The organism is Sphingomonas fuzhouensis (assembly GCF_034659795.1).
Classification (GTDB): Bacteria; Pseudomonadota; Alphaproteobacteria; order Sphingomonadales; family Sphingomonadaceae; genus Sphingomonas; species Sphingomonas fuzhouensis.
Genome location: NZ_JAXSQY010000002.1, coordinates 61,945 through 85,658, shown reverse-complemented (window position 1 = coordinate 85,658; position 23,714 = coordinate 61,945). Strand labels below are relative to the sequence as shown.

General features: G+C 63.8%; 9 protein-coding genes. 8 read left to right on the top strand and 1 reads right to left on the bottom strand.

Annotated elements, in window-relative coordinates:
* The first annotated feature begins 136 nt into the window (after window positions 1–136).
* From U1H82_RS05155 to U1H82_RS05125, 7 genes are all read left to right on the top strand, one after another.
* Window positions 137–1,336: an EAL domain-containing protein gene (locus U1H82_RS05155; protein WP_322963861.1), complete on the top strand. Its 1,200-nt coding sequence runs from the start codon at window positions 137–139 to the stop codon at window positions 1,334–1,336.
* A gap of 170 nt (window positions 1,337–1,506) precedes the next feature.
* Window positions 1,507–3,201 carry a ShlB/FhaC/HecB family hemolysin secretion/activation protein gene (locus tag U1H82_RS05150; RefSeq protein ID WP_322963860.1) on the top strand — a complete coding sequence of 565 codons (1,695 nt, stop codon included), beginning with the start codon at window positions 1,507–1,509 and terminating at the stop codon, window positions 3,199–3,201.
* Between the two features lie 72 nt (window positions 3,202–3,273).
* Window positions 3,274–18,279, top strand: coding sequence for a YDG domain-containing protein (locus U1H82_RS05145; RefSeq protein WP_322963859.1), 15,006 nt, complete (start codon window positions 3,274–3,276; stop codon window positions 18,277–18,279).
* Window positions 18,266–19,447: an invasion associated locus B family protein gene (locus tag U1H82_RS05140; protein ID WP_322963858.1), complete on the top strand. Its 1,182-nt coding sequence runs from the start codon at window positions 18,266–18,268 to the stop codon at window positions 19,445–19,447. The genes U1H82_RS05145 and U1H82_RS05140 overlap by 14 nt, the downstream gene beginning before the upstream one ends.
* A gap of 14 nt (window positions 19,448–19,461) precedes the next feature.
* Window positions 19,462–20,217, top strand: coding sequence for a SapC family protein (locus U1H82_RS05135; protein ID WP_322963857.1), 756 nt, complete (start codon window positions 19,462–19,464; stop codon window positions 20,215–20,217).
* A 45-nt stretch (window positions 20,218–20,262) separates the two neighbouring features.
* Window positions 20,263–21,018: a SapC family protein gene (locus tag U1H82_RS05130; protein WP_322963856.1), complete on the top strand. Its 756-nt coding sequence runs from the start codon at window positions 20,263–20,265 to the stop codon at window positions 21,016–21,018.
* Between the two features lie 78 nt (window positions 21,019–21,096).
* Window positions 21,097–21,690: a hypothetical protein gene (locus tag U1H82_RS05125; protein ID WP_322963855.1), complete on the top strand. Its 594-nt coding sequence runs from the start codon at window positions 21,097–21,099 to the stop codon at window positions 21,688–21,690.
* Between the two features lie 24 nt (window positions 21,691–21,714).
* On the opposite strand, the gene U1H82_RS05120 is transcribed toward U1H82_RS05125, so the two are convergent.
* Complete coding sequence (locus U1H82_RS05120; protein ID WP_322963854.1) at window positions 21,715–22,605, bottom strand: LysR family transcriptional regulator; 891 nt, start codon at window positions 22,603–22,605, stop codon at window positions 21,715–21,717.
* A 103-nt stretch (window positions 22,606–22,708) separates the two neighbouring features.
* On the opposite strand from U1H82_RS05120, the gene U1H82_RS05115 reads away from it, so the two are divergent.
* Window positions 22,709–23,668: a quinone oxidoreductase family protein gene (locus tag U1H82_RS05115; protein WP_322963853.1), complete on the top strand. Its 960-nt coding sequence runs from the start codon at window positions 22,709–22,711 to the stop codon at window positions 23,666–23,668.
* Window positions 23,669–23,714: the final 46 nt, after the last annotated feature.

Genomic DNA, 23,714 nt, shown 5'->3' with positions numbered 1-23,714 from the left:
CGGCGAGGCGCCTTGACAGGCGCGTTTCCGGGGGGTGCGGGTGATGATACAGGCAGGGCGCGGCAGCATGGAGTGGCGGGGGGGAGCGTTCGTTCCGGGCCTGGCTGTTCGTGCGGCTGGGGCGGCGAGGGTGCGTTTGTCCCTGCGCATCTGCAATTTCCATCATATCGACCGCGCTTATGGATGGACGGTCGCAGCAGCGGTCGCGACTGAAGTCCGGCGTCGGCTGGTGGAGGCGTTGCCGGCGACGAGCCATGTCATGTCAGGTGGCGCGGACACGTTGCTCGCCGGCATAAGTCATGGGGTGGGCCAGGACGCGGAAGGCGAGGCCGCCGAGGCGCTCTTCCCGATCTGGTTGGCCTCTTTCTGCTCGGCGACTTTGGGGCGCCCGATCACTACCGAGGCGGGGCCTCTGGGCGTCTGGCTGTCCGGGGATTGGGCGGTCGGCGGTCGGGAGGGCGGCCGAATCTTCCCGTTCGGCGGTCCGTCGATCGGAAATGAGGCGGACGCGGCGGCGCTCTACCGCGCCGATATGGCATTGGCGGTGGAGGTGTTGCCCATGCTCCTGGCTCCGCGCGATGGGGGGGCGACGGAAAGCGGCCGGAGTCTGGTGCTCTACTGGCAACCCGTCATCGACGGATCCGGCAGTGATGCGGTCCTGTATCACGAGGCCTTGTGTCGTCTTTGCGATCCCGATGGCGCGACGGGTTCGCCGGAGCCATTGCTGCTGGCCCTGGAACGACTGGGCTTCGTCTGTGCGTTGGATCGCTATGTCGTCTCTTCGGTGATCGACGAGTTGGAAGCGGCACCCGGCGTAACATTGGCGGCCAATGTCTCGGCGCAAAGCTTGTCCTGTACGCAATCCTGGAGCGAGATTCTCGAGCGGTTGGGGCGGCGGCCCGATATCGCCCGGCGGCTGGTCTGGGAGATTACCGAGACAGCGCTTGTGGCCGACATGAACCGGGCGGTGGCGTTCGTGTCCCTGGTCAAGTCGTTGGGATGCCGGATCGCGATCGACGATTTCGGGGTGGGCTTCGCCTCGATCCGCCAACTCCTCATTTTCTCGCCCGACATCATCAAGATCGACCGCCTGTTTCTTGATCGGGCGACGCTGAGCGCGCGGGACGCGGGCATCTTTCGCCAATTGGTCGAACTGGCCCGTTCCTTTGGTGCCGAGGTCGTGGCGGAAGGAATTGAAACCGCGGCGCAGGCCGATTTCGTCCGATCTTCCGGAGTGTCCTGGCAGCAGGGCTATCTCCACGCCAAGCCTTCGCTGACCCGGTTGTGGCGACAGGGTTGGACTGCTGGGTCCGAGGCCCCAGGCGCCATGCGCTGATGCAGCGCCCCCGCATGGTTGCGACGTCATCCGCGCTTTCCCTTTTTCCTATTCTGCGTCCCGCCAACTGGCGGGTTCCGTCTGTAGAGGTTCCCGTGTTCCTATCCGATGCCCCTTCTTTCCGCCCTCGACTGCGTTCATATCGGCTTTCGATCCGGGGGCTGGGCAGTGTGACGACGTTGCCCCTGGGGTTGATGTTGGCGGCTCCTGCACTGGCGCAGGGTGTGCCGCCCCAGGTCGTGCCGCCGACGCTCGATCCGAACCGGGTGCAGGACAATGTCGCGCGCACGCCCGAGCCTGTGCCCTCGGCGCCGCTGGCGATCCAGGCCTCGCCGCAACAGGCCGCACCCGAAGCCGCCGCTGCGACCCGCTTTGTCTGGCGGGAGGTGCACATCGAGGGGGCCACGGTAATCCCCGTCGCGCGGCTGATGCGCGAATGGAAGCATGCGCCGGGCGAAGAGGTCAGCGTCGAGGACGTGTTCCGCTTCGCCAATGCCGTGACGCGGCTCTATGCGAAGAAGGGCTATGCCATTTCGTTCGGGGTGGTGCCCGAACAGCAGATCAGGGACGGCATCATCACCATCCGGGTGGTGGAGGGCTTTGTCAGCCGGATCGACTTTACGGGCGCGAAACTGCCCAGTGGTCTACTCGGTCGAGGGCCGGTTGCGGATATTGCCGAGCGCATTCGCCAGTCCCGACCCTTACGCAATGCCGATCTCGAGCGCTATCTGCTGCTCATCAACGACGTGCCAGGCGTCACCGCGCGCGCGACGCTGTCGCCCGCCCCCGATGTGGTGGGCGGCTCGATCCTGACCATCGATATCGCGCGCAAGCGCCGTTCGATGGATGTCGGCTATAACAGCTTCATGCCGCGCACGCTGGGCACCCATGTCGTGGGCGGCACGGTGGAGGCCAATGCGCTGCTCACCGGCGGAGATCGGCTGCGGCTGGGGGCTTATCAGAGCATTGCCAGCAATGCGTATTGGAACCTGTCGGGGGACTATGTCTCGATCCTCGACCAGGACGGACTGTCGCTGGCAGTATCGGGCAGCTATTCGCATACCCGCCCGACCACGCCGCTGCTGCGCCTGCTCGACTATCAGGGCAGTGCGATGACCGGTCGGGCCAGCCTGAGCTTTCCCTTCATCCGGTCGCGAACCGAAAATCTCGCGGTCGAGGTGGGGGGTGCCATCGCCAACACGGACTCCGAACTGCTCGGCCGCGCCGAGATGCGCGATCGGCTGCGTTCGGTGGTGACGGCGCTGACCTATGACGTCACCGATGCGCATCAGGCGGCGAGTTCGCTGCGGCTGGGGATGGAGCAGGGGCTGAAGAAGCTCGACGCGCGCGGCAACAGCCGGGCGAATGGACGGCTCGACTATCTGCTGCTGACCATGGAGGTGCAGCGGCTGCAGCCCATCGCGCGCGTCGCGGGTGGCCAGGTATCGACACTGATCGCCGCGCAGGCCCAGGCGGCCGCACGGGGGCCGCTCTACAGCTCGGCCGAGTGCAGCTATGGTGGTCGCCGCTTCGGGCGGCGTTTCGATGCGGGCGCCATGGTCGGCGACCATTGCCTGCTTTCCAGCGTCGAGCTGCGCTGGAGCGCGCCCGCAAGCATCGGCGACATGCCGGTCGGTATGCAGGCCTATACCTTCGTCGACGCCGGGCAGGTCTGGCAGCAGGGCCGGTTGCTGCCCGGCGAGCGGCGCACCGCTTCTGCCGCATCAGCGGGGCTGGGGCTCCGGCTGAGCCTGACCGAGCATATCAGCGGCGGCATTGAGGCAAGCCGGATCGTCAAGGCGCCGAGCGGCAGTCCGCTCGAGCGTGGCGGGCGGCTGCTCGGCAACATCTCTTTCCGCTTTTGACCGCCCGCGGCCGCTTCGGGAGTCCGGCCGCGGGCCGTGTGGGCCAATCGATTTTTTCCAGGACGTAGTGTGATGATGAACAGGGGCAAGCGCTGGTACGGTGGCACGAGCGGGATCGCGATCACGGTCGCGGCGGGGGCGTTGATGTATGCCACCCCGGCCTTCGCCCAGCTTTCCGGTGGTCAGGTCGTGGGTGGTCAGGCGACGATCAGCGGACAGGGGACGTCGCAGACGACGATCACCCAGACCAGCGACCGCGCCATCGTCAACTGGGATCGCTTCTCGCTTCGTGACGGCGACATGGCGGTGTTTCAACAGCCTGATGCCAAGTCGATCACCGTCAACCGGGTGGCGGGTAGCGATCCCTCGACCATTCTGGGCTCGATCAAGGCCAATGGCCAGGTCGTGCTCATCAACCGCAACGGCGTGCTGTTCGGCAAGGGGTCGCAGGTCGATACGGCGGGGCTGATCGTCTCGACCCATGATATCGACGCGAAGGGCTTCATGCGCGGCGATTCGCTGTTGCGCTTCAGCGATGGCGGCAACGACCAGGCCGAAATCGTCGTGGAGGGGCGGATCACCATCCGCGACGCCGGTATGGCGGCGTTCGTGGCACCGCATGTCCGCAACTCCGGGCTGATCATGGCCGATATGGGGCGGGTGTCGCTGGCGGCGGGCAAGGGGTTCGGGATCGACCTCTATGGCGACGGTCTCGTGCGCTTCGCCGCATCCGACGCGATCACCGATACGCTGAAGGATGCGAGCGGCAAGCCGATCAAGGCGCTGGTCGAGAATGACGGCACCATCGCGGCGCAGGGCGGCAAGATCCTGCTCAGCGCGGCGGCGGCGCGGGACGTGGTCAACGCGTCGGTCAACGTGTCGGGCATCGTGCGCGCGGATTCCGTCTCGGCGCAAGGCGGGGTCATCACCCTGTCCGGCCCGGGCGGGATCGGGACCGAGACGGGATCGGTGATCTCGGCGGCAGGCGCCTCCGGCGGCAGCGTGACCATCACCGGCGGCAGCGTCGGCCTGGGTGGGTTGATCGACGCGTCCTCGACCGGGGTCAAGCAGACCGGCGGCACGGTTGCCGTCAAGTCCGACGGGTTGTTGTCGCTGGGCGGCACGACGCGGGCGCTATCCGAACTCGGCTCTGGCGGGAACGTGACATATGCCGCGGAAAATCTGCTCGAAAATAGCGATAGCCGCACCGATGTCTCGGGGAAGATCGATGGCGGCACGATCCGTTCGTTGATCCGTGACGGTGCGAGGATTTCGGGGCGCTACATTGCGGACGGGCTTTATGGCCTGGGTGGCTGGATCGACATGACAGCGACCGACATGCTGCTGGTGGGTGCGACTGTCCTGGCAACTGGGCGTAGCGGTGGCGGTCTTGTCCGGCTCGGTGGTCCGTTCCAGGGCGGCAAGACCCCGGACGAGACCCAAGCCTCGACCCAAAGCTTTCTCGGCCGCTGGGGCACCATGCCCAAACTGAGCAAGGCGAATGAGAATTTCGTCGACGATGCGACCACGATCAATGTCGCCTCATCCGAAGGGCGGGGCGGTACGGCGATTGTCTGGTCGAATGCAAAGACGACTTTCCTGGGCGCGATCGACGCACGCGGCAGCGGGGCGAAGGGCAGCGGCGGCGCGGTCGAAATCTCGTCGGAGGATAATCTGTACCGCGCTGACCTCGGCCGCGTACAGGCCAGTGATGGATATCTATTGCTCGATCCAAAGAACTTGATTGTTGGAGATGTCAATCAATCCGAGACGAACGGAGTCCAAAATGTTAAGGCATCGGATGTCGCTGCGCAATTGGACAGTGGTACGGGAGTAAAGCTTCAGTCATCGAACGACCTGTATTTCAATAGTGCGATAAATTCACCAAATGCTACCGGTGTTCTTGAGCTTTATGCCGGTCGTTCGCTGCTAATCAATGCTAGCATATCAATTGCTGGGACTGTTAGCATGGCAGCGAACGTTCCGACCTCAAGTGGTACGGTGGACGCGCAGCGAGATTCCGGTGCAGCGGTCGTAACGATGGCCTCGGGTACCTCTATCACGAGTAAAAATGATTTCTACTTAACGCTGGCAGATGGAGCGGGGCTGACCAACCGTACGAGCGGCGATGTTACACTTGCGTCTGTTTCGGCCACGACGCTGACAATTCAGAATCAGGGCATTTCCCCTGGTAGTGCCCTTATATTGACGAATGGTAATACCCTAACGGCCAGCGGTGCGAACGGTAGTCAGCGCGTTGCCCTCGCTCTAAGTGCGCCAATATTTAAAAATAACGCCGGAGCCAACGCTCTATCGGCCCCGAACGGTAACTGGGACATTCGTAGTGATTCGCCTGCGAACGATACTGTCGGCGGTCTACTCTTCGATTTCAAGCAGTACAATGTCGATAATGTGCCGGTAAGCGGGACCGGCAATGGTCTTTTATATAGAGTCGCACCGGTACTGACCGCTACACTTGGCGCCTATAGCAAAACGTATGACGGTAGTGATTCTGGCTCTATCACCAGCTTGACCGTCAGCGGCACATTCAGTGGCGACTCCGCCTCGATTAGATCGACCGGCGCCAGCTTCCGCAGCAAGAATGTAGTGGCCAACAATACGCTGACCGCCGTCGGCGTCTCCGCCACGGTTACCTCGTCGAACGGTCAAGCGACTAAGCCGGTATACGGCTATGCGATCGCTTCGACAGTGACCAACACCGCAAGCTCGATAGCTGCCAAGACGTTGTCGGTCACCGCACCGACGATCGCGAGCAAGGCCTATGACGGAACAACGTCCGCCGGTTCGGTGACCGTCGGTACATTGTCGGGCTTTGTCGGCAGCGAGACGGTGACGGCGTCCGGCAACGGGGCGGCGCTGTCGAGCAAGAATGTCGGCAGTTACACGACGACGGTCGCCTATACGCTGGCGGATGGTAGTAATGGCGGCTTGGCATCCAATTACACGCTGGCGTCGACAACCGGTGTGTCGGCAGCGATCACGGCCAAGGCGCTGTCGATCAGCGGTACGAACATTACGGCCAAGGCTTATGACGGGACGGCAAGTGCCGGTACGGTCAACGCGGGCACCGTGTCGGGGCTGATCGGCAGCGAGACGCTGGGTGTGACCGGCACCGCTGGTACGCTGTCGAGCAAGAATGTCGGCAGCTATACGACGAGCATCGCCTATACACTGGCCAATGGCAGTAATGGTGGCCTTGCTTCCAACTACACCCTGGCATCGACCAGTGGCGTATCGGCGGCCATCGTAGCCAAATCGCTGACGATCGGCGCGCCGAGCATCGCGTCCAAGGCCTATGATGGGACAACGGCCGCAGGTACGCTGACCATTGGCGGTCTGTCGGGCTTGGTTGGCAGCGAGACGTTGGGCGTGTCGGGCATGGCTGGTGCGCTGTCGGGCAAGAATGTCGGCAGTTACACGACGGCGGTTTCCTATACGCTGGCGGATGGCGGTAATGGCGGCTTGGCGTCCAATTATACGCTTGCGTCGACAAGCGGTGTGTCGGCAGCGATTACGGCCAAGGCGCTGTCGATCAGCGGTACGAACATTACGGCCAAGGCCTATGACGGGACGACGAGTGCCGGTACGGTCAACGCGGGCACCGTGTCGGGGCTGATCGGCAGTGAGACGCTGGGTGTGACCGGCACCGCTGGTACGCTGTCGAGCAAGAATGTCGGCAGCTATACGACGAGCGTCGCCTATACGCTGGCCAATGGCAGCAATGGTGGGCTGGCCTCCAACTATTCACTCGGTTCTACCAGTGGCGTATCGGCGGCCATCATTGCCAAATCGCTGACGATCGGCGCGCCGAGTATTGCGTCCAAGGCATATGACGGCACGACGGTCGCGGGTACGCTGACGATCGGCAGCCTGTCGGGCTTGGTCGGCAGCGAGACGCTGGGCGTGTCTGGCACGGCGGCGGCACTGACGGGCAAGAATGTCGGCAGTTACACGACGGCGGTTTCCTATACGCTGGCGGATGGCAGCAACGGTGGGCTCTCCTCCAACTACACATTGGCATCGACCAGTGGCGTATCGGCGGCCATCGTAGCCAAATCGCTGACGATCGGCGCGCCGAGCATCGCGTCCAAGGCCTATGATGGGACAACGGCCGCGGGTACGCTGACCATTGGCGGTCTGTCGGGCCTCGTCGGTAGCGAGACGCTGAACGTGTCTGGCACGGCGGCGGCGCTGATGGGCAAGAATGCCGGCAGCTACACGACGACGGTCGCCTATTTGCTGGCGGATGGCAGCAATGGCGGCTTGGCGTCCAATTATACGCTGACGTCGACAAGCGGTGTGTCGGCCGAGATCACGGCCAAGGCGCTGTCGATCAGTGGCACCAGCATCACGGCCAAGACCTATGACGGGACGACGAGTGCCGGTGCGGTCAACGTCGGCACCGTGTCGGGGCTGATCGGCAGCGAGACGCTGGATGTGACCGGCACAGCTGGTACGCTGTCGAGCAAGAATGTCGGCAGCTATACGACGAGCGTCGCCTATACGCTGGCCAATGGCAGCAATGGTGGGCTAGCCTCCAACTATTCACTCGGTTCCACCAGTGGGCTTTCCGCCGAGATCATGCCAGCCGCATTGACGCTGTCGGGTAGCTTTGTCGCCAGTGATCGCGTTTATGACGCCACGACCTTGGCCTCTGTCGCGACGAATGGCCTGTCGATGACGGGCGTCTTCGCCGGTGATAGCGTGTCGTTTAAGACAAGCGGCGCCACGGGGCAGTTCGCCAACAAGAATGTCGGCACGAACAAGACGGTCACGCTCAGCGCGTCCGGCGTGCTGACCGGCGCGGATGCGGGCAATTATGTATTGGCGGCAGGCGCGCCGACTGCAACGGCGACGATCACACCTGCTTCGCTGACCGTAGGTGGTAGCTTCACGGCCAGCGACCGTACTTATGATGCGACGACAGTGGCAGCGGTGACGACGAGTAGTCTGACACTGTCCGGCGTCCTGGGCAGTGACGCGGTTTCCCTGAAGACGAGCGGGGCGACGGGCAGCTTCGCCAACAAGAATGTCGGCACCAACAAGACGGTCACGTTGAACGCGTCGGGGGTGCTGACAGGGTCGGATGCGAGCAATTACGTGTTGGCAGCGGGCGCTCCGACCGCCACGGCGACGATTACGCCTGCCTCCTTGACGTTGGGCGGTAGCTTTACGGCCAGCGATCGTACGTATGATGCGACGACAGTGGCAGCGGTGACGACGAGCAGTCTGACACTGTCCGGCGTCCTGGGCAGTGACGCGGTTTCCCTGAAGACGAGCGGGGCGACGGGCAGCTTCGCCAACAAGAATGCTGGCACCAACAAGACGGTAAGTCTGAGCGCCACAGGCGTTCTGACAGGTGCGGATATAGCCAATTATGTATTGGGGGCAGGTGCTCCGACCGCCACGGCCACGATCACACCCGCTTCGCTCGTCATCGCGGGCGTCAGTGCGGCGAACAAGATTTACAACGGCACGACTGCTGCAGGCCTTAGTGGTGGAACGATCACGGTATTCAGTGGCGACGTGGTTGCGCTGTCGACGGCGAATGCGGTCGGCGCCTTCGCCAATAAGAATGTCGGAACGGGCAAGGCGGTAACGGCGTCGGGCTATGCGATCTCGGGCACGGATGCGGGCAACTATGCGCTGGTCCAACCTACCGGTCTGACGGCCGATATCACCGCGCGGACCTTGAATCTTTCAGGCAGCTTTACGGCACAGAACAAGGTCTATGACGCAACGACGACGGCGTCGATCGACACGAGTGGTCTCGGCCTCTCCAACGCCGTAGCCGGGGATGATGTGCACCTGAGCCTGACGGGTGCCACCGGCAGCTTCGCGAATAAGAATGTCGGTAATGGCAAGGTCGTTACGCTGAGTACGGCAGGCTCGCTGACGGGCGCTGATGCCGGAAATTACACCTTCACCGCATCGGCCCCGACGACGACCGCGAACATCACGCCAGCCAGCCTTATGGTCACAGGGGTTGCGGTCGTGGACAAGGTCTATGACGCCACGACGACGGCGACCTTGACCGGCGGGGCGGTAAGCCCACTGGGCAATGATGTCGTGACGTTGGTGACGACAGGGGTAACCGGCAACTTCGCTGACAAAAATGCCGGATCGGGCAAGGCCGTCACCGTGTCGGGCTATATGATTTCAGGTACGGACGCGGGCAATTACACGTTGACGCAGCCGAGCGGGTTGACCGGTACGATCACGGCCAAATCGCTGACGATCGGCGCGCCGAGCATTGCGTCCAAGGCATATGACGGCACGACGGTCGCGGGTACGCTGACGATCGGCAGTCTGTCGGGCTTGGTCGGCAGCGAGACGCTGGGCGTGTCTGGCACGGCGGCGGCACTGACGGGCAAGAATGTCGGCAGTTACACGACGGCGGTTTCCTATACGCTGGCGGATGGCAGCAACGGTGGGCTCTCCTCCAACTACACATTGGCATCGACCAGTGGCGTATCGGCGGCCATCGTAGCCAAATCGCTGACGATCGGCGCGCCGAGCATCGCGTCCAAGGCCTATGATGGGACAACGGCCGCGGGTACGCTGACCATTGGCGGTCTGTCGGGCCTCGTCGGTAGCGAGACGCTGAACGTGTCTGGCACGGCGGCGGCGCTGATGGGCAAGAATGCCGGCAGCTACACGACGACGGTCGCCTATTTGCTGGCGGATGGCAGCAATGGCGGCTTGGCGTCCAATTATACGCTGACGTCGACAAGCGGTGTGTCGGCCGAGATCACGGCCAAGGCGCTGTCGATCAGTGGCACCAGCATCACGGCCAAGACCTATGACGGGACGACGAGTGCCGGTGCGGTCAACGTCGGCACCGTGTCGGGGCTGATCGGCAGCGAGACGCTGGATGTGACCGGCACAGCTGGTACGCTGTCGAGCAAGAATGTCGGCAGCTATACGACGAGCGTCGCCTATACGCTGGCCAATGGCAGCAATGGTGGGCTGGCCTCCAACTATTCACTGTCTGCGACAAACGGCGTCTCCGCGATCATCACCGCCAAGACGTTGGCCGTGACCGGCGTTACGGTGACCAGTAAGGTGTATGATGGTACGGCGGCTGCGACGCTGAACGGAGGCGCACTATCCGGCCTGGTATCGGGCGATACGGTCGTTCTCGCAGACGGTCGAGGCCTGTTCGCGGATAAGAATGTCGGTACCGGCAAGACGGTTACGGCTTCTGGCTATAGCCTGTCGGGCACCGATGCCGGCAACTATACGCTGGTTCAGCCAAGCAGGCTGACTGGCACGATCACGCCTCGTGCTTTGAGTGTGTCGGGAAGCTTCACGGCGCAGAACAAGGTTTATGATGCGGGCACCGCGGCAGTCATCGACGTCAGCGGCCTAGGGCTGTCCAATACGGTGGCTGGTGACGATGTCCATTTGAACCTGAGCGGGGCGACCGGTAGTTTTGCAAACAAGAATGTCGGCGTTGCCAAGACCGTAACGCTCAGCACGGCGGGCGCGCTGACGGGGGCCGACGCGGGCAATTACAGTTTCACTGCTTCGGCTCCGACGACGACGGCCAACATCACGTCAGCCTCGCTGGCCGTTGCTGGCGTGAGCGCATCCAGCAAGGTCTATGATGCCTCGACGGTCGCGTACCTGACGGGTGGATCGGTGAACCCCTTGGCCAGCGACGTGGTGACCTTGGTAAAGACCGGGGCGAGCGGGGCCTTTGCGGATAAGAATGTCGGGACCGGCAAGGCGGTGACGGCCTCGGGCTATACCATCTCAGGCACTGATGCGGGCAATTATACGCTGGTTCAGCCGAGTGGTCTGACGGCGGATATCACCCAGGCCAGCCTGACGATCTCGGGCGTGACCGCAGCCAATAAGGTTTACGACGCGACCAGGACCGCGGGTCTGTCGGGCGGCGTGGTGAGCGCATTGGGCAGCGATGTCGTGACGCTGGTGAAAACGGGGGCATCCGGCGACTTTGCGGACAAGAATGTCGGGACGGGCAAGGCGGTGACGGCCTCGGGCTACACCATCGCAGGGACCGACGCGGGCAATTACGCACTTGTTCAGCCGGTTGGACTGACCGCCGATATCACGCGTGCCAGCCTGGCCGTCACCGGTGTAACGGCGATGGACAAGGTCTATAATGCCACGACCGCAGCGGACCTGACGGGTGGATCGGTAACGGCCCTGGGTAACGATGTGGTCACGCTGTCGACGAGCGGCGCGGTGGGACGTTTCGCGAACAAGAATGTCGGGACGGCCAAGGCAGTAAGCGTCTCCGGCTACGCCATTTCCGGGGCGGATGCAGGCAATTATGCGCTCATCCAGCCGACCGGCGTGACGGCGGACATCACTGCACGCACGTTGGGCGTATCGGGCAGTTTCACCGCGCTGGACAAGGTCTATGACGCGACGACCACGGCATCGATCGACACCAGCGGTTTGGGCTTGTCCAACGCAGTGGCGGGAGACGATGTCGGGTTGAACCTGGCAGGGGCAAGCGGCCGCTTTGCCGACAAGAATGTCGGGGCGGGCAAGCTCGTGACCCTCAGCACGGCGGGCTCGCTGACCGGTGCCGATGCGGGCAATTACAGCTTTGCGGCTTCGGCCCCGACAACGACGGCCAGCATCACGCCTGCCACGTTGAACGTCGTCGGCGTAAGCGCGCTCGGCAGGGTTTATGATGCTTCGACGATTGCCAGTCTGACAGGCGGATCGGTGCGGCCGCTCGGCAGCGACGCGGTGACGCTGGTCATCACTGGCGCGGTTGGTGCCTTCGCGGATAAGAATGTCGGCACGGGCAAGTCCGTGCTGGCCTCCGGCTACACCATCTCGGGTACGGACGCCGGTAACTATACGCTTGTTCAGCCGACCGGACTGACGGCGGATATCACGCGTGCCAGCCTGGCCGTCACCGGTGTAACGGCGGCGGACAAGGTCTACGATGCCACGACTGCAGCGAACCTGTCTGGTGGATCGGTAACGGCCCTGGGTAACGATGTGGTCACGCTGTCGACGAGCGGCGCGGTGGGACGTTTCGCGAACAAGAATGTCGGGACGGCCAAGGCGGTAAGCGCCTCCGGCTACGCCATTTCGGGGACGGACGCAGGCAATTACGCGCTAATCCAGCCGACCGGACTGGCCGCGAACATCACGCAGGCCAGCCTCCTGGTCACGGGCGTCACCGTTGCGGACAAGGTTTATGATGCCGGTACATCGGCCACGCTGTCGGGCGGAGCGGTTGCGGCGCTGAGCGGGGACGTCGTGACGTTGGTCACGACCAGCGCGACCGGCAATTTTGCGACCAAGAATGTCGGTACCGGCAAGGCGGTGACCGCATCCGGCTACACCATTTCAGGAACCGATGCGGGCAACTATGCGCTGATCCAGCCGGTCGGACTGACGGGGAATATCGCCAAGGCCAATCTAACCGTCACCGGTGTCAAAGCCTCCTCGAAGACGTATGACGGGACGGACACAGCGGGCCTGTCCGGCGGCGGTATAGCTGCGTTGGGCAGTGACGTGGTTACGCTGTCCACGAGCGGCGCGGTCGGCCGCTTCGCAAGCAAGAATGTGGGCGCGGGTAAGGTGGTGACGGCGTCGGGCTACACCATCTCGGGCGTGGATGCGGGCAACTATACGTTGATCCAGCCTGTGGGCCTGACTGCGACGATCGACCCTCGTACGCTGGCGGTGTCCGGCAGCTTCACCGCGCAAGACAAGGTATATGATGCGACCACCATCGCGTCGATCGATACCAGCGGTCTCAGCCTGGCCAATGCCGTCGTGGGCGATGATGTCCGGCTTAATCTGAACGGCGCAACCGGTCATTTCGCAAGCAAGACGGTCGGCAACGCCAAGCTGGTGACATTGAGCACGGCGGGCTCGTTGGCGGGCGCGGACGCGGACAATTACGTCTTCAATGCGTCGGCACCGACGACGACCGCGAACATCACGCCTGCGACGCTGAATGTCGTCGGCGTAAGCGCGCTCGGCAAGGTTTATGACGCCAGCGTAGCTGCGGGCCTGACGGGCGGCGCGGTGACAGCGCTGGGCAGTGATGTGGTCGCTCTGGTGACCGGCGGTGCGACGGCCTCGTTTGCCGACAAGAATGTCGGTTCCGGCAAGGCGGTGACGGCGTCGGGCTATGCGATCTCGGGCACGGATGCGGGCAACTATACGCTGGTTCAGCCGACAGGGCTGACGGCGGATATCACCCAGGCCGTCCTGGCCGTGACGGGCGTGACCGCGCAGAGCAAGGTCTACGATGCCACGACGACGGCGGCGCTGTCGGGCGGCACGGTAACCGCATTGGGCCATGACGTTGTCCTATTGTCCACGAACGGCGCTTCGGGCGTATTCGCGGACAAGAATGTCGGGGCGGGCAAGGCGGTGAGCGCGTCGGGCTATGCGATCTCCGGTGCGGATGCAGGCAATTACACGCTTGCCCAGCCGACCGGCTTGACCGCGACGATCACACCCGCCGTGCTGGCTCTCGCGGGAACCTTCACGGCGCAGAACAAGGTGTATGACGCAACGACGTCGGCACGGGTCGATACCACCGGGTTGACGTTGTCCGGTGTCATGAACGGCGACGCGGTAGCCCTCAATCTGGCGGGGGCGACGGGCCAATTTACGGACAAGAATGTCGGCACAGCCAAGCGCGTGACGCTTAGCACGGCAGGCGTGCTGAGCGGTGCCGACGCGGGCAATTACAGCTATAGCGCGCTTGCTCCGACGACGACTGCCAATATCACACCTGCGACGTTGCGTGTCGTCGGCGTGAGCGCGCTCAGCAAGGTTTATGACGCCAATGTGGCTGCGGGCCTGACGGGCGGCTCGGTGACAGCGCTGGGCAGCGATGTGGTCGCTTTGGTGGCGAGCGGTGCGACCGGCACATTCGCCGACAAGAATGTCGGTTCGGGCAAGGCGGTGACGGCCTCGGGCTATGCGATCTCGGGTACGGATGCGGGCAACTATACGCTGGTTCAGCCGACAGGCCTGACCGCGGATATTTCTCAGGCCATCTTGGGCGTGACGGGCGTGACTGCCCAGAGCAAGGTCTATGATGCCACGACGACGGCGGCACTGTCCGGCGGCACGGTGACGGCGCTGGGCCAGGACGTCGTGATCTTGTCGACCCTGGGCGCTACGGGGCGCTTCGACGATAAGAATGTCGGATACGGCAAGCGGGTAAGCGTATCGGGCTATGCGATTTCGGGGGCGGATGCCGGCAATTATATGCTGGTCCAGCCGACCGGATTGGTGGCAAGCATTACGCCTGCGACCCTGTCGGTTGCAGGCGTGCGTGCGGCGAACAAGACATATGATGCCAACACACTGGCCAGCCTTAGCGGCGGATCGGTGACGGCATTCGGTGGCGACGCCGTGACGTTGGTGACGATCGGGGCCAGCGGCAAGTTCGGGGACAAGAATGTCGGCACGGGCAAGACCGTGCTTGCTTCGGGCTATGCCCTCTCGGGTGTCGATGCTGGCAATTACCTGCTGGCGCAGCCGGTCGGACTGACGGCGGACATCAGTCAGGCGACACTGGCCGTGACGGGCGTGACCGCACAGAACAAGGTCTATGACGCCGGTGTCGATGCGACGCTGACCGGCGGCGTGGTGAGCGCATTGCCCGGTGATGTCGTGACCCTCCTGACGGGCAGTGCAGCCGGACGCTTCGCCGACAAGAATGTCGGTAGCGCCAAGGCGGTGGCGGCGTCGGGCTATGCCATCTCGGGTGCCGATGCTGGCAATTACGTACTGGCCCAGCCAACCGGGTTGAGCGCGTCGATCACGCCTGCGTCCCTCACGCTCGCAGGTGGTTTTACAGCGCAAAACAAGGTCTATGATACGACGACCCTGGCGCAGGTTGATGTCGGTGGGCTGTCGATCGCGGGTGTACTCACCGGTGATACGGTCGGATTGAACCTGAACGGCGCGACGGGGTCGTTTGCCGACAAGAATGTCGGCACGGCCAAGATCGTCACGCTGAGCACGACGGGCTCGCTGACCGGTCTGGACGCGGGCAATTATGTGGTCGTCTCGGCCCTTCCGACCACGACGGCGGATATCAGCCGCGCCAACCTGGCGGTGAGTGGTGTGACCGCGCTCGGCAAGGTGTATGATGCGACGACCGTCGCCACGTTGACGGGCGGCATGGTACGGCCATTGGGCAGCGACATGGTGACGCTGTCGACGGCGGGAGCGGTTGGTCGCTTCGCGGACCGGAACGCGGGCACCGCCAAGGCGGTAACGGCGTCGGGCTACACCATCTCGGGGACCGATGCTGGCAACTATACCCTGATCCAGCCGACCGGGCTGAGCGCGGATATCAGCCGCGCCAGCCTGACGGTGCAGGGCGTGAGCGCGCTGAGCAAGGTCTATGACGGGACCGTCGATGCCGCTCTGTCGGGTGGCACGGTGTCGGCACTGGGTGCGGATGTGGTGATCTTGTCGACGAGCGGTGCTTCCGGGCGCTTCGCCGACAAGAATGTCGGAGCCGGAAAGGCCGTGACAGCGTCGGGATACGCCATTTCGGGTGCGGATGCGGGCAATTACCTGCTCGTGCAGCCCACCGGATTGCGCGCGTCGATCACCCCGGCCTCACTGACGCTGGCGGGCGGCTTCACCGCTCGAAACAAGGTCTATGACGCGAGCGTCGCGGCACAGGTCGATGTCAGCGGACTGTCGCTTGCGGGGCTGATGGCGGGCGATACGGTCGGATTGGACCTGAGCGGGGCGACCGGAGCCTTTGCAGACAAGAATGTCGGCACCGCCAAGCGCGTGACGCTTGACGTCATGGGCACGCTGACAGGGGCGGACGCGGGGAATTACCGGCTTGTCTCCACCGCGCTGACCACGACGGCGGATATCACGCCCGCCAATCTCGCGGTCCTGGGCGTTACGGCACGCGACAAGGTCTATGACGCGACGACGGCCGCGACCCTTATGGGCGGCACGGTGAACGCCTTGGGCGATGATGTCGTCACCTTGTCGGCGGCAGGAGCCAGTGGGCGTTTTGCGACCAAGGATGTCGGTACCGCCAAGACGGTGACCGCATCGGGCTATGCCATCTCGGGTGCGGATGCCCGCAATTATACTCTGATCCAGCCCACCGGGCTGACGGCGACGATAACGCGCGCAACGCTGGTGGTGGATGGAATGACGATTCAGAACAGAAGCTATGATGCGGGCACCGACGCGACCTTTACAGGGGGCGACGTGCGGCCTTTGGCCCAGGATGCGGTTCAGCTCGATGCGAGCAGCGCACAGGCGCGGTTTGCGACCAAGAATGTCGGTAACGGCAAGACCGTCAGTGTCAGTGGTCTGACTCTGATCGGTGCGGATGCCGGTAATTATGCGCTGGTCCAGCCAACCGGGCTGACCGCCGATATCACGCCGGCGCAGCTCTTCGTCACCGGCGCGCGCGCCGCCGACAAGGTTTATGATGCCACCACCCTCGCGGCTATTTCGGGGGGTAGCGTGACCGCTTTTGCAGGCGATAGCGTGACCCTCGACACGGCGGGCGTGAGCGGTGCTTTTGCCAACCGGATGGCAGGCGTGGGTAAGGCCGTGACGGTCTCGGGCTATACGCTCGGCGGGGCCGATGCGGGGAATTACAGCGTCGTTCAGCCGACCGGATTGACCGCCACGATCACCCCGGCGCCGTTGAGCGTGCAGGGCGTCACGGTCGCGAACAAGGTCTATGACGGTGGTGATGCGGCCTCGGCCTCGGGCGGCTTCGTCACGGCGCTTGCGCCTGATACCGTTGCCCTGGTCACCACGGGGGCAGTCGCCCGGTTCGATGATCGCAACGTCGGCACGAACAAGGTTGTCGTTGCCTCGGGCTATACGCTGGGAGGCGCAGATGCTGGGAATTATACCATCGTCCAGCCGACCGGGCTGACTGCCGATATCACCCGCCTGGCAAGCGTCGTCTGGACCGGGAAGGGTGACGGCAAGAGCTGGTTCGATCCCGCCAACTGGGCGGGGGGGGCGATCCCTGATGGGGCCAATGTCGCCGACGTCGTCCTTCCGGCCAGCACGGCGATAAGCTTTGACGGGGCGGAGCGCGTGTCGATCGACCGGCTGCTCACCACCCCGGACGCCGACACCGTTCCCAGCAGCACGGATACCGCCCTGACTCTGCTCAAGGGTAACCTGGTCATCGCCAAGGATTTGAGCGTCGACACCCTGATCCAGCGGGGCGGGGCGCTGACCGGCGCAGGCAATGTGACGGTCCTTGACGGTTTTACGCAGACAGGCGGTGCGATCGCGATGATGGGCGACGTGGCAATTCATCAGGGCGGGGCCGATCTTGAGACGTTGTCGATTTCGGGACGCGATGTGACGTTGGTCGGTGATCAGGCCGTGCGTGCCGGCGGGACCACTGCTTCGCGTGATTTGACGATCATAGCGGGTGGCGATGCTGTCCTGCGCGGGCCAACCACCGTCGGACGCAACCTGTCGGTGACGGCGGGCAAGAGCGGGGCGGGCCGCATCCTGCAGGATCAATATGTCACGGTCACGGGTGATGCCGTGTTGAACGCGGTCGGCGATATCACGCTGACCAATAGCGGCAATCATTTCGGCGGTACGGTGTCGTGCACATCCGGGTCGGGCAAGATTTCCGGCTCCTGCACGGCGGGCGGTTTGATCGATCAGGCAAGGGTTGCGGCGGATAGCTTGGCCGCACGCGCCGCTGCGATCAGTTCCGCTTCGGGCGGTGGATTGGGGGCAACGTTCATCGGGGCTGGCAACCTGTTCACCGGTGGCCCGGCGACCGTCGGCGGTCTTCTGCCTGGCGCCCCGGCCTTCGAAGCGATGGCGAACACCCCCGTTTCTACCGGTGCGACCGGCGTCGCGGCGCTTCTTCAGGGTGAGCCAGCCGACGCCACGATTGCGGGCGGGGCGGGCAGCATGCTGACCGACGCGGTCATGACGTCCCAGGCCGACACCACTTATGTCACCGCGCGCTTCGGCGATCGGGACGCCAAGGCGGTCTATCGCCAGGTGGTGCCGCAGACGAATCTGGGGAACGCGGTCTATTATGTCGGCAACTAAGCGCCGGGCGATGTCCGGTGCGGGTTGGGAAAAGGCGATGGCGGCGGCTCTGATCGCCTCCGCCGCGATCCCGGCCGTCGCGGATGCCAGCCCACCCCCTTCGGTTCCGCCCGTCGCCATTTATGGCGCATGGTCGGTGCAGTGTCCGAACACGACGGGCCGGGCCGATTATTGCCAGGTGGCACAGCGTGTCGAGGATAGCGCACGCGCCGGGCGGCCGATCCTGCAGGTCTCGCTGAGCTGTCGTGACGGACAAGCGCGTTGCGCCATTCAACTGGCCCTGCCCCCTAACTTGGTAAGGGGACGGGGGGCCTTGCTCCAACTTGGCGCGACCACGCCCTTGGAACTGCCGGTGATCGACTGCGACGCGGTGCGTTGCCTTGCCGGAGCGGTACTGCCGCTGGCCCTGGGGCAAGAGATGGCTCGTGCGCCAGACATCTATGTTCGTTTTCGCGACCGCATCGCGGGCTCGCAGGACATTCCGCTCGCCCGCCAAGGCCTTGCCGCCGCTTTCGCCGACATGCTCGGCCGTAACTCCGCGATCCTGGCCGGTGGCCAGACTCCCCATAACACAGGAAGGAAAGACACGATGATTCCGCTATTGGCTGCGGCCGCTTTGACATCGGGAGCGCCGACCGCGACACCACCGCAAGCCACGGCACCCGCGCCGTCGGCCCCCGCCGCACAACCCGAGCGCTATGGCGATTGGTCGGTTCTGTGCGTCGAGCGCGCCGAATTGCCGCCGTGCGAAGTGGTGCAAGGTGTCCAGCGCAAGGAAGGCGATACCCAGCAGCTTCGCTTCTCCTTCGCTTATGCCGGCCAGGGCGACCGCTATGGCGTCCAGTTCCAAGTGCCGCTCGGCGTGCTGGTCCAGACCGCGCCGCTGATCCGGCTGGACGAGAAGACCGACGTACCTGGCTTTCGCATCACCCGCTGCGAACCGGACGGCTGCTTCATCGACCGGGTGATGACCCGCGCCGAAATCGAACCCTTCTTCAAGGCGACCAAGGGACTGATCGCGGTCGCCGACCGCTCGGGCAAGCCGGTTGTCCTGCCGCTGTCGCTCAACGGCTTCGCGCAGGCGATGCAGGTGATGACCGCACGCAACCAAGCCTGGGCCAAGGCGCGTCCGGCTCAGCCTGCCGCAACGCCGACCACCCCTCGTTAAAGGCGAGAAACTCCATGACACCGATGCCTAGCGCGCCGCTGCCGCGCTTCTATCGCTTCGTGACGCCGCTGATTAGCCGGCTTCATCGTCATCTGGCCTATGATGCGCCCGAAACACCGGATTACGGCTTTGCCGTGCGGGCGGATACGATCGACCTGACGATCGACGAGTTTCCTTCCGCCGTCATGCATTATCCGATCGTGTTCGGCGGCGGGGATGCACCAAGGCCGATGGTCTTGACCGGCCAGCCCGGCAGTCAGCGCAACCAGTTCGTTGACGCCCAGGGGGCGTGGCGTCCGGGAGCCTATGTTCCGGCCTATGTTCGCCGCTATCCCTTTCTCCTTGCCCGGCTCGACCCCGAACTGGATGAGATGAGCCTGTGCTTCGATGGTGCCTGCCCCTGGCTGAGTGATCGGGACGAGGGCAATCTGTTCGGCGAAGACGATAATCCCAGCGAGACGACCCGTCAGATCCTCGAATTCTGCCAGAGCTTCGAGGCTGCGGTGCGTCGTACGCGCGGCTTCATGGAAGAGCTGGCCGAACTCGACCTGTTGGTCGATCTGCGACTCGATGATGGCGCGGGCGGGCGGATCACGGTTCCCGGCTACCGCATGGTCGATGAGGAACGGCTGCGTCAGTTGCGGGCCGAGCCTCTGCGCAAGCTGATGAGCACGGGCGCACAAGGTGCGATCTTCGCCCACCTCTTCTCGCTGCGCCATTTGGCGCAGGCCTTTCCGGCTCCGGCCTCCGACGTGGCAGACGAGAGCTAAGCCCTCGTTGCCGAATATCCCGAACGTTCAACCAAAGCGAATGATATGACCGACCAGACCCCTGAACAGACCCAAACCCAGACCTTGCCGCAATTCTATAAGGCGGTGACCCCTTTGATGAGCCAGCTCCACAGCGCCCTTATCTTCGAGGAGCAGGCCACCCCTGATTTTGGCTTCGCGGCCGACAGTCCCGCGATCGTGTTGACCACCGACGAGTTCATCGCTGCCCAAGCCGATTATCCGATCGTCTTCTCCAGCGGCGAGAACCCGATGCCGGTGGTCATGACCGGTATGCCGGGCGGCAAGAACCGTCATGTCGATAGTGAGGGGCATTGGCAGGCGGAGCGTTACATTCCGGCCTATGTTCGCCGCTATCCCTTCCTGCTCGCCAGGCTCGACGACAAGGCGACCGACCTGACCCTGTGCTTTGACGGTGAAAGCGGCCGACTGATCGAGGGCGAGGCAGGCAATCTGTTCGCCGGGGATGAACCCACCGACCAAGCCCGCGCCATCCTGGCTTTTTGCGAGCAATTCGAGGCGGCGGTCCGGCGCACCGAAAGCTTCGTGGCCGAACTGCGCGAGCTCGATCTGTTAATCGAAGCCGAGGCGAGCGTGGCTGGCGAGGACGGCACGCCGCGTATCCTGCGTGGCTTTCAGATGGTGTCGGAAGAAAAGCTGAAGAGCCTGCGTGGCGACCAGTATCGCAAGCTGGTTCAATCGGGCGCGCTGGCGCTGATCTTCGCGCATCTCTTCTCCTTGCGTCGGATTGGGTCGCTGTTCGGCGACGCGCCGTCGCACTGAGTGGCTGCCGGAGGATGGTGAGGAAACGACCTTGCTATCCTCCGGCAACGTTGGAGACCTACAAGGGAGAACCGGATCGTGGTCCAGGACCATGCGAGTTTTGAGAACTATCGCGAATTGACCGCCATGATCGACGCGGGGATCGAGGCTCTGTCGGCTGCCCGCGCATTGCTCCATCGCCTGGAAGAACTTCCTGACGCTTTGATCGACCCTGAGCTGTTGAAGCTGTTCCTGTCCCCGCCCCTGATCCCGACCGTTTCCATTCAGCCCCTCTCGCGAAAGCTGATTGCGCAGGAGCAGCGCCGTCTCCTCGTTATAGAGCGCATGGCCGCTCTGATGCCTCGGGCCGGGCGAAACGGTGTCGCGATCTTGCTACGCCTACTTGATGAGCCCGGCTCTTATGTTTCGTGCGAAGAACTGGTTCGCGCGGCGGGTATCCGATCCGTCGATGGCAAGGCGGTCAAAGTCTATATTTGCAATCTGCGATGTGCCCTTCGACTGGTGGGTATCCCGACCAGTGCCATCGAAACCGGACGTCGCAGCTATCGGCTTGTCCAGGACTCCGTGGCCGCAATCAGATCACTTGTGAACGGCGATGCGCATTCGGACGATAGCCCCCTGATCGACGCATCCCCGCGGCTTCGACAGGTCGCTGCGACCGTATCGACATAATGACGTTCGGCCATGCTCACCGTTTCAGTTGTCGCTGAAAGCCGAAACTGCCATGTCGACAAACGCCCGGAGGCCCGCCGTCGAGCGGCGATCCGGCAGACGGACGAGCGTCAGCGGACGCGGTTCGGGTGCATAATCGGGCAGGACCGGAACCAGGCGTCCCGAAGCCATATCACCTTCCAGCGTCACGCGGGATTGCAGGATGACGCCATAGCCCGCAACCGCAGCCTGCCGAAGGGCCGCCGCCTGATTGATGCGGAGGCGGGGCGGCGGCAATTTTACGATATGCTCGCCGTCCGGCCCGCCCAACGTCCAGCGATCGTCTGCGCCAAATTGCGCAAAGCCGATCAGCCGGTGTTCGCGTAAGTCGGCGGGCGTCTCCGGATGACCGTGGCGCGTCAGATAGGACGGTGCGGCCGCGAGCATCAGGCGATAGGGGGCCAGCGGATGGGCGACGAGCCAGTCGTCCTCCAGCGCGCCGATACGAAAGGCCAGGTCGAAGCCTTCCTCGATCAGCTCGACCTTCCGATCGCCCAGCACCAGTTCGGCCTGCATATCGGGAAAACGGTCGAGATAGGTCGCGAGCAACGGCGCGACCCGTTCGGTGCCGAACGCAATGGGCGCCGCGATGCGAAGCCGACCGACCGGCGTTTGCGCCACCTCTGCCCCCACGGTCTCGGCGATCGCGACATCGGCCAGGACACGCCGGCAGGACTCGGCAAAGCGCCGTCCAGCCTCGGTCGGCGACAGCCGTCGCGTCGTTCGGTGGAGCAGGCGAGTGTCGAGCCGGGCTTCGAGCGCGTTGACATGCTTGGCCACCATCGTCGCCGAGATGTCATGCGCCTTGGCCGCGGCGGTGAAGCTGCCGAGATCGACCGCTGAAACGAAGATCGCCATGCTGGTCAACCGGTCCATTCCAAACCCCTGGTTTAAAGAAACCATATCCTACACGGCTTATTCCCTGCCGATACAGCCGATAGCCTGTCGCCATTACAAACCATGATAGGGATGATGTGCGATGAAGGCCTTGTGCTTCGACCGGTTCGGTGGGCCCGATGTGTTGCGATACGATATTCTGCCGGACATGGCGTTGGATGCGACGTCGGTCTTGGTGGAAACCAGCGCGGTCGGGTTAAACTTCGCCGACATCTATCGTCGACAGGGCGTCTATGTGCTGGACGGTGAGGCGCCCTGGATCGGCGGCTATGAAGGCACCGGGCGTGTCGTCGCGATTGGCAGGGACGTCGATCGCTGGCAGGTCGGGCAGCGGGTCGGGTTTCTCGACGTGCCGCGCGCTCATGCCGAACGGGTCCGCGCGCCAGCCGACCGTCTGGTGGCGTTGCCGGACGATATCGACGACCGCACCGCGGCCGCTTTATTGTTGCAAGGCGTGACGGCTCAGTATCTGGTCGAGGATAGCGGCAGGCTGTCCGCTGGCGACCGAGTGCTGGTGCAGGCCGCGTCAGGGGGTGTGGGGCGACTCCTGGTTCAGATGGCCCATGCGCTGGGCGCAGAGGTTCATGCGCTGGCCTCCACACCGGCCAAGCGCGAACAGGCGCGATCGAATGGGGCGAGCGCCGTCTATGGCTATCAGGATTGGGTGCCGCAGGTAAGGCGGGCGACTGGAGGCGGGGTCGATGTGGTCTATGACTCGATCGGGACCACCCTGCAGGACAGCATCGTCGCCCTGCGTCCGGGCGGTCGTGCGGTGATCTTCGGCAAGGCCGGCGGCACCCCACCGGCGATCGATCCGCTGCTGTTGATGGAGGGATCGAAAAGCGTCGTCGGCGGTGATCTGTGGACCCATCTGAACGGTGCCGAGACCCGTCAGAGCCGCGTCGACCGGCTGTTCGCCGCCTTGCGCGCCGGGACGATCACCGCGCCACCGATCACGACCTTTGCGTTGCAGGAGGGGGCGGCAGCGCACCGATTGCTGGAGGACCGTACCTTCGCGGGCAAGATCATCCTGATCCCGTAGGATCGGGCGATCCCTGTATCCCGGCCTACTTTCCTTGAGGTCTGCC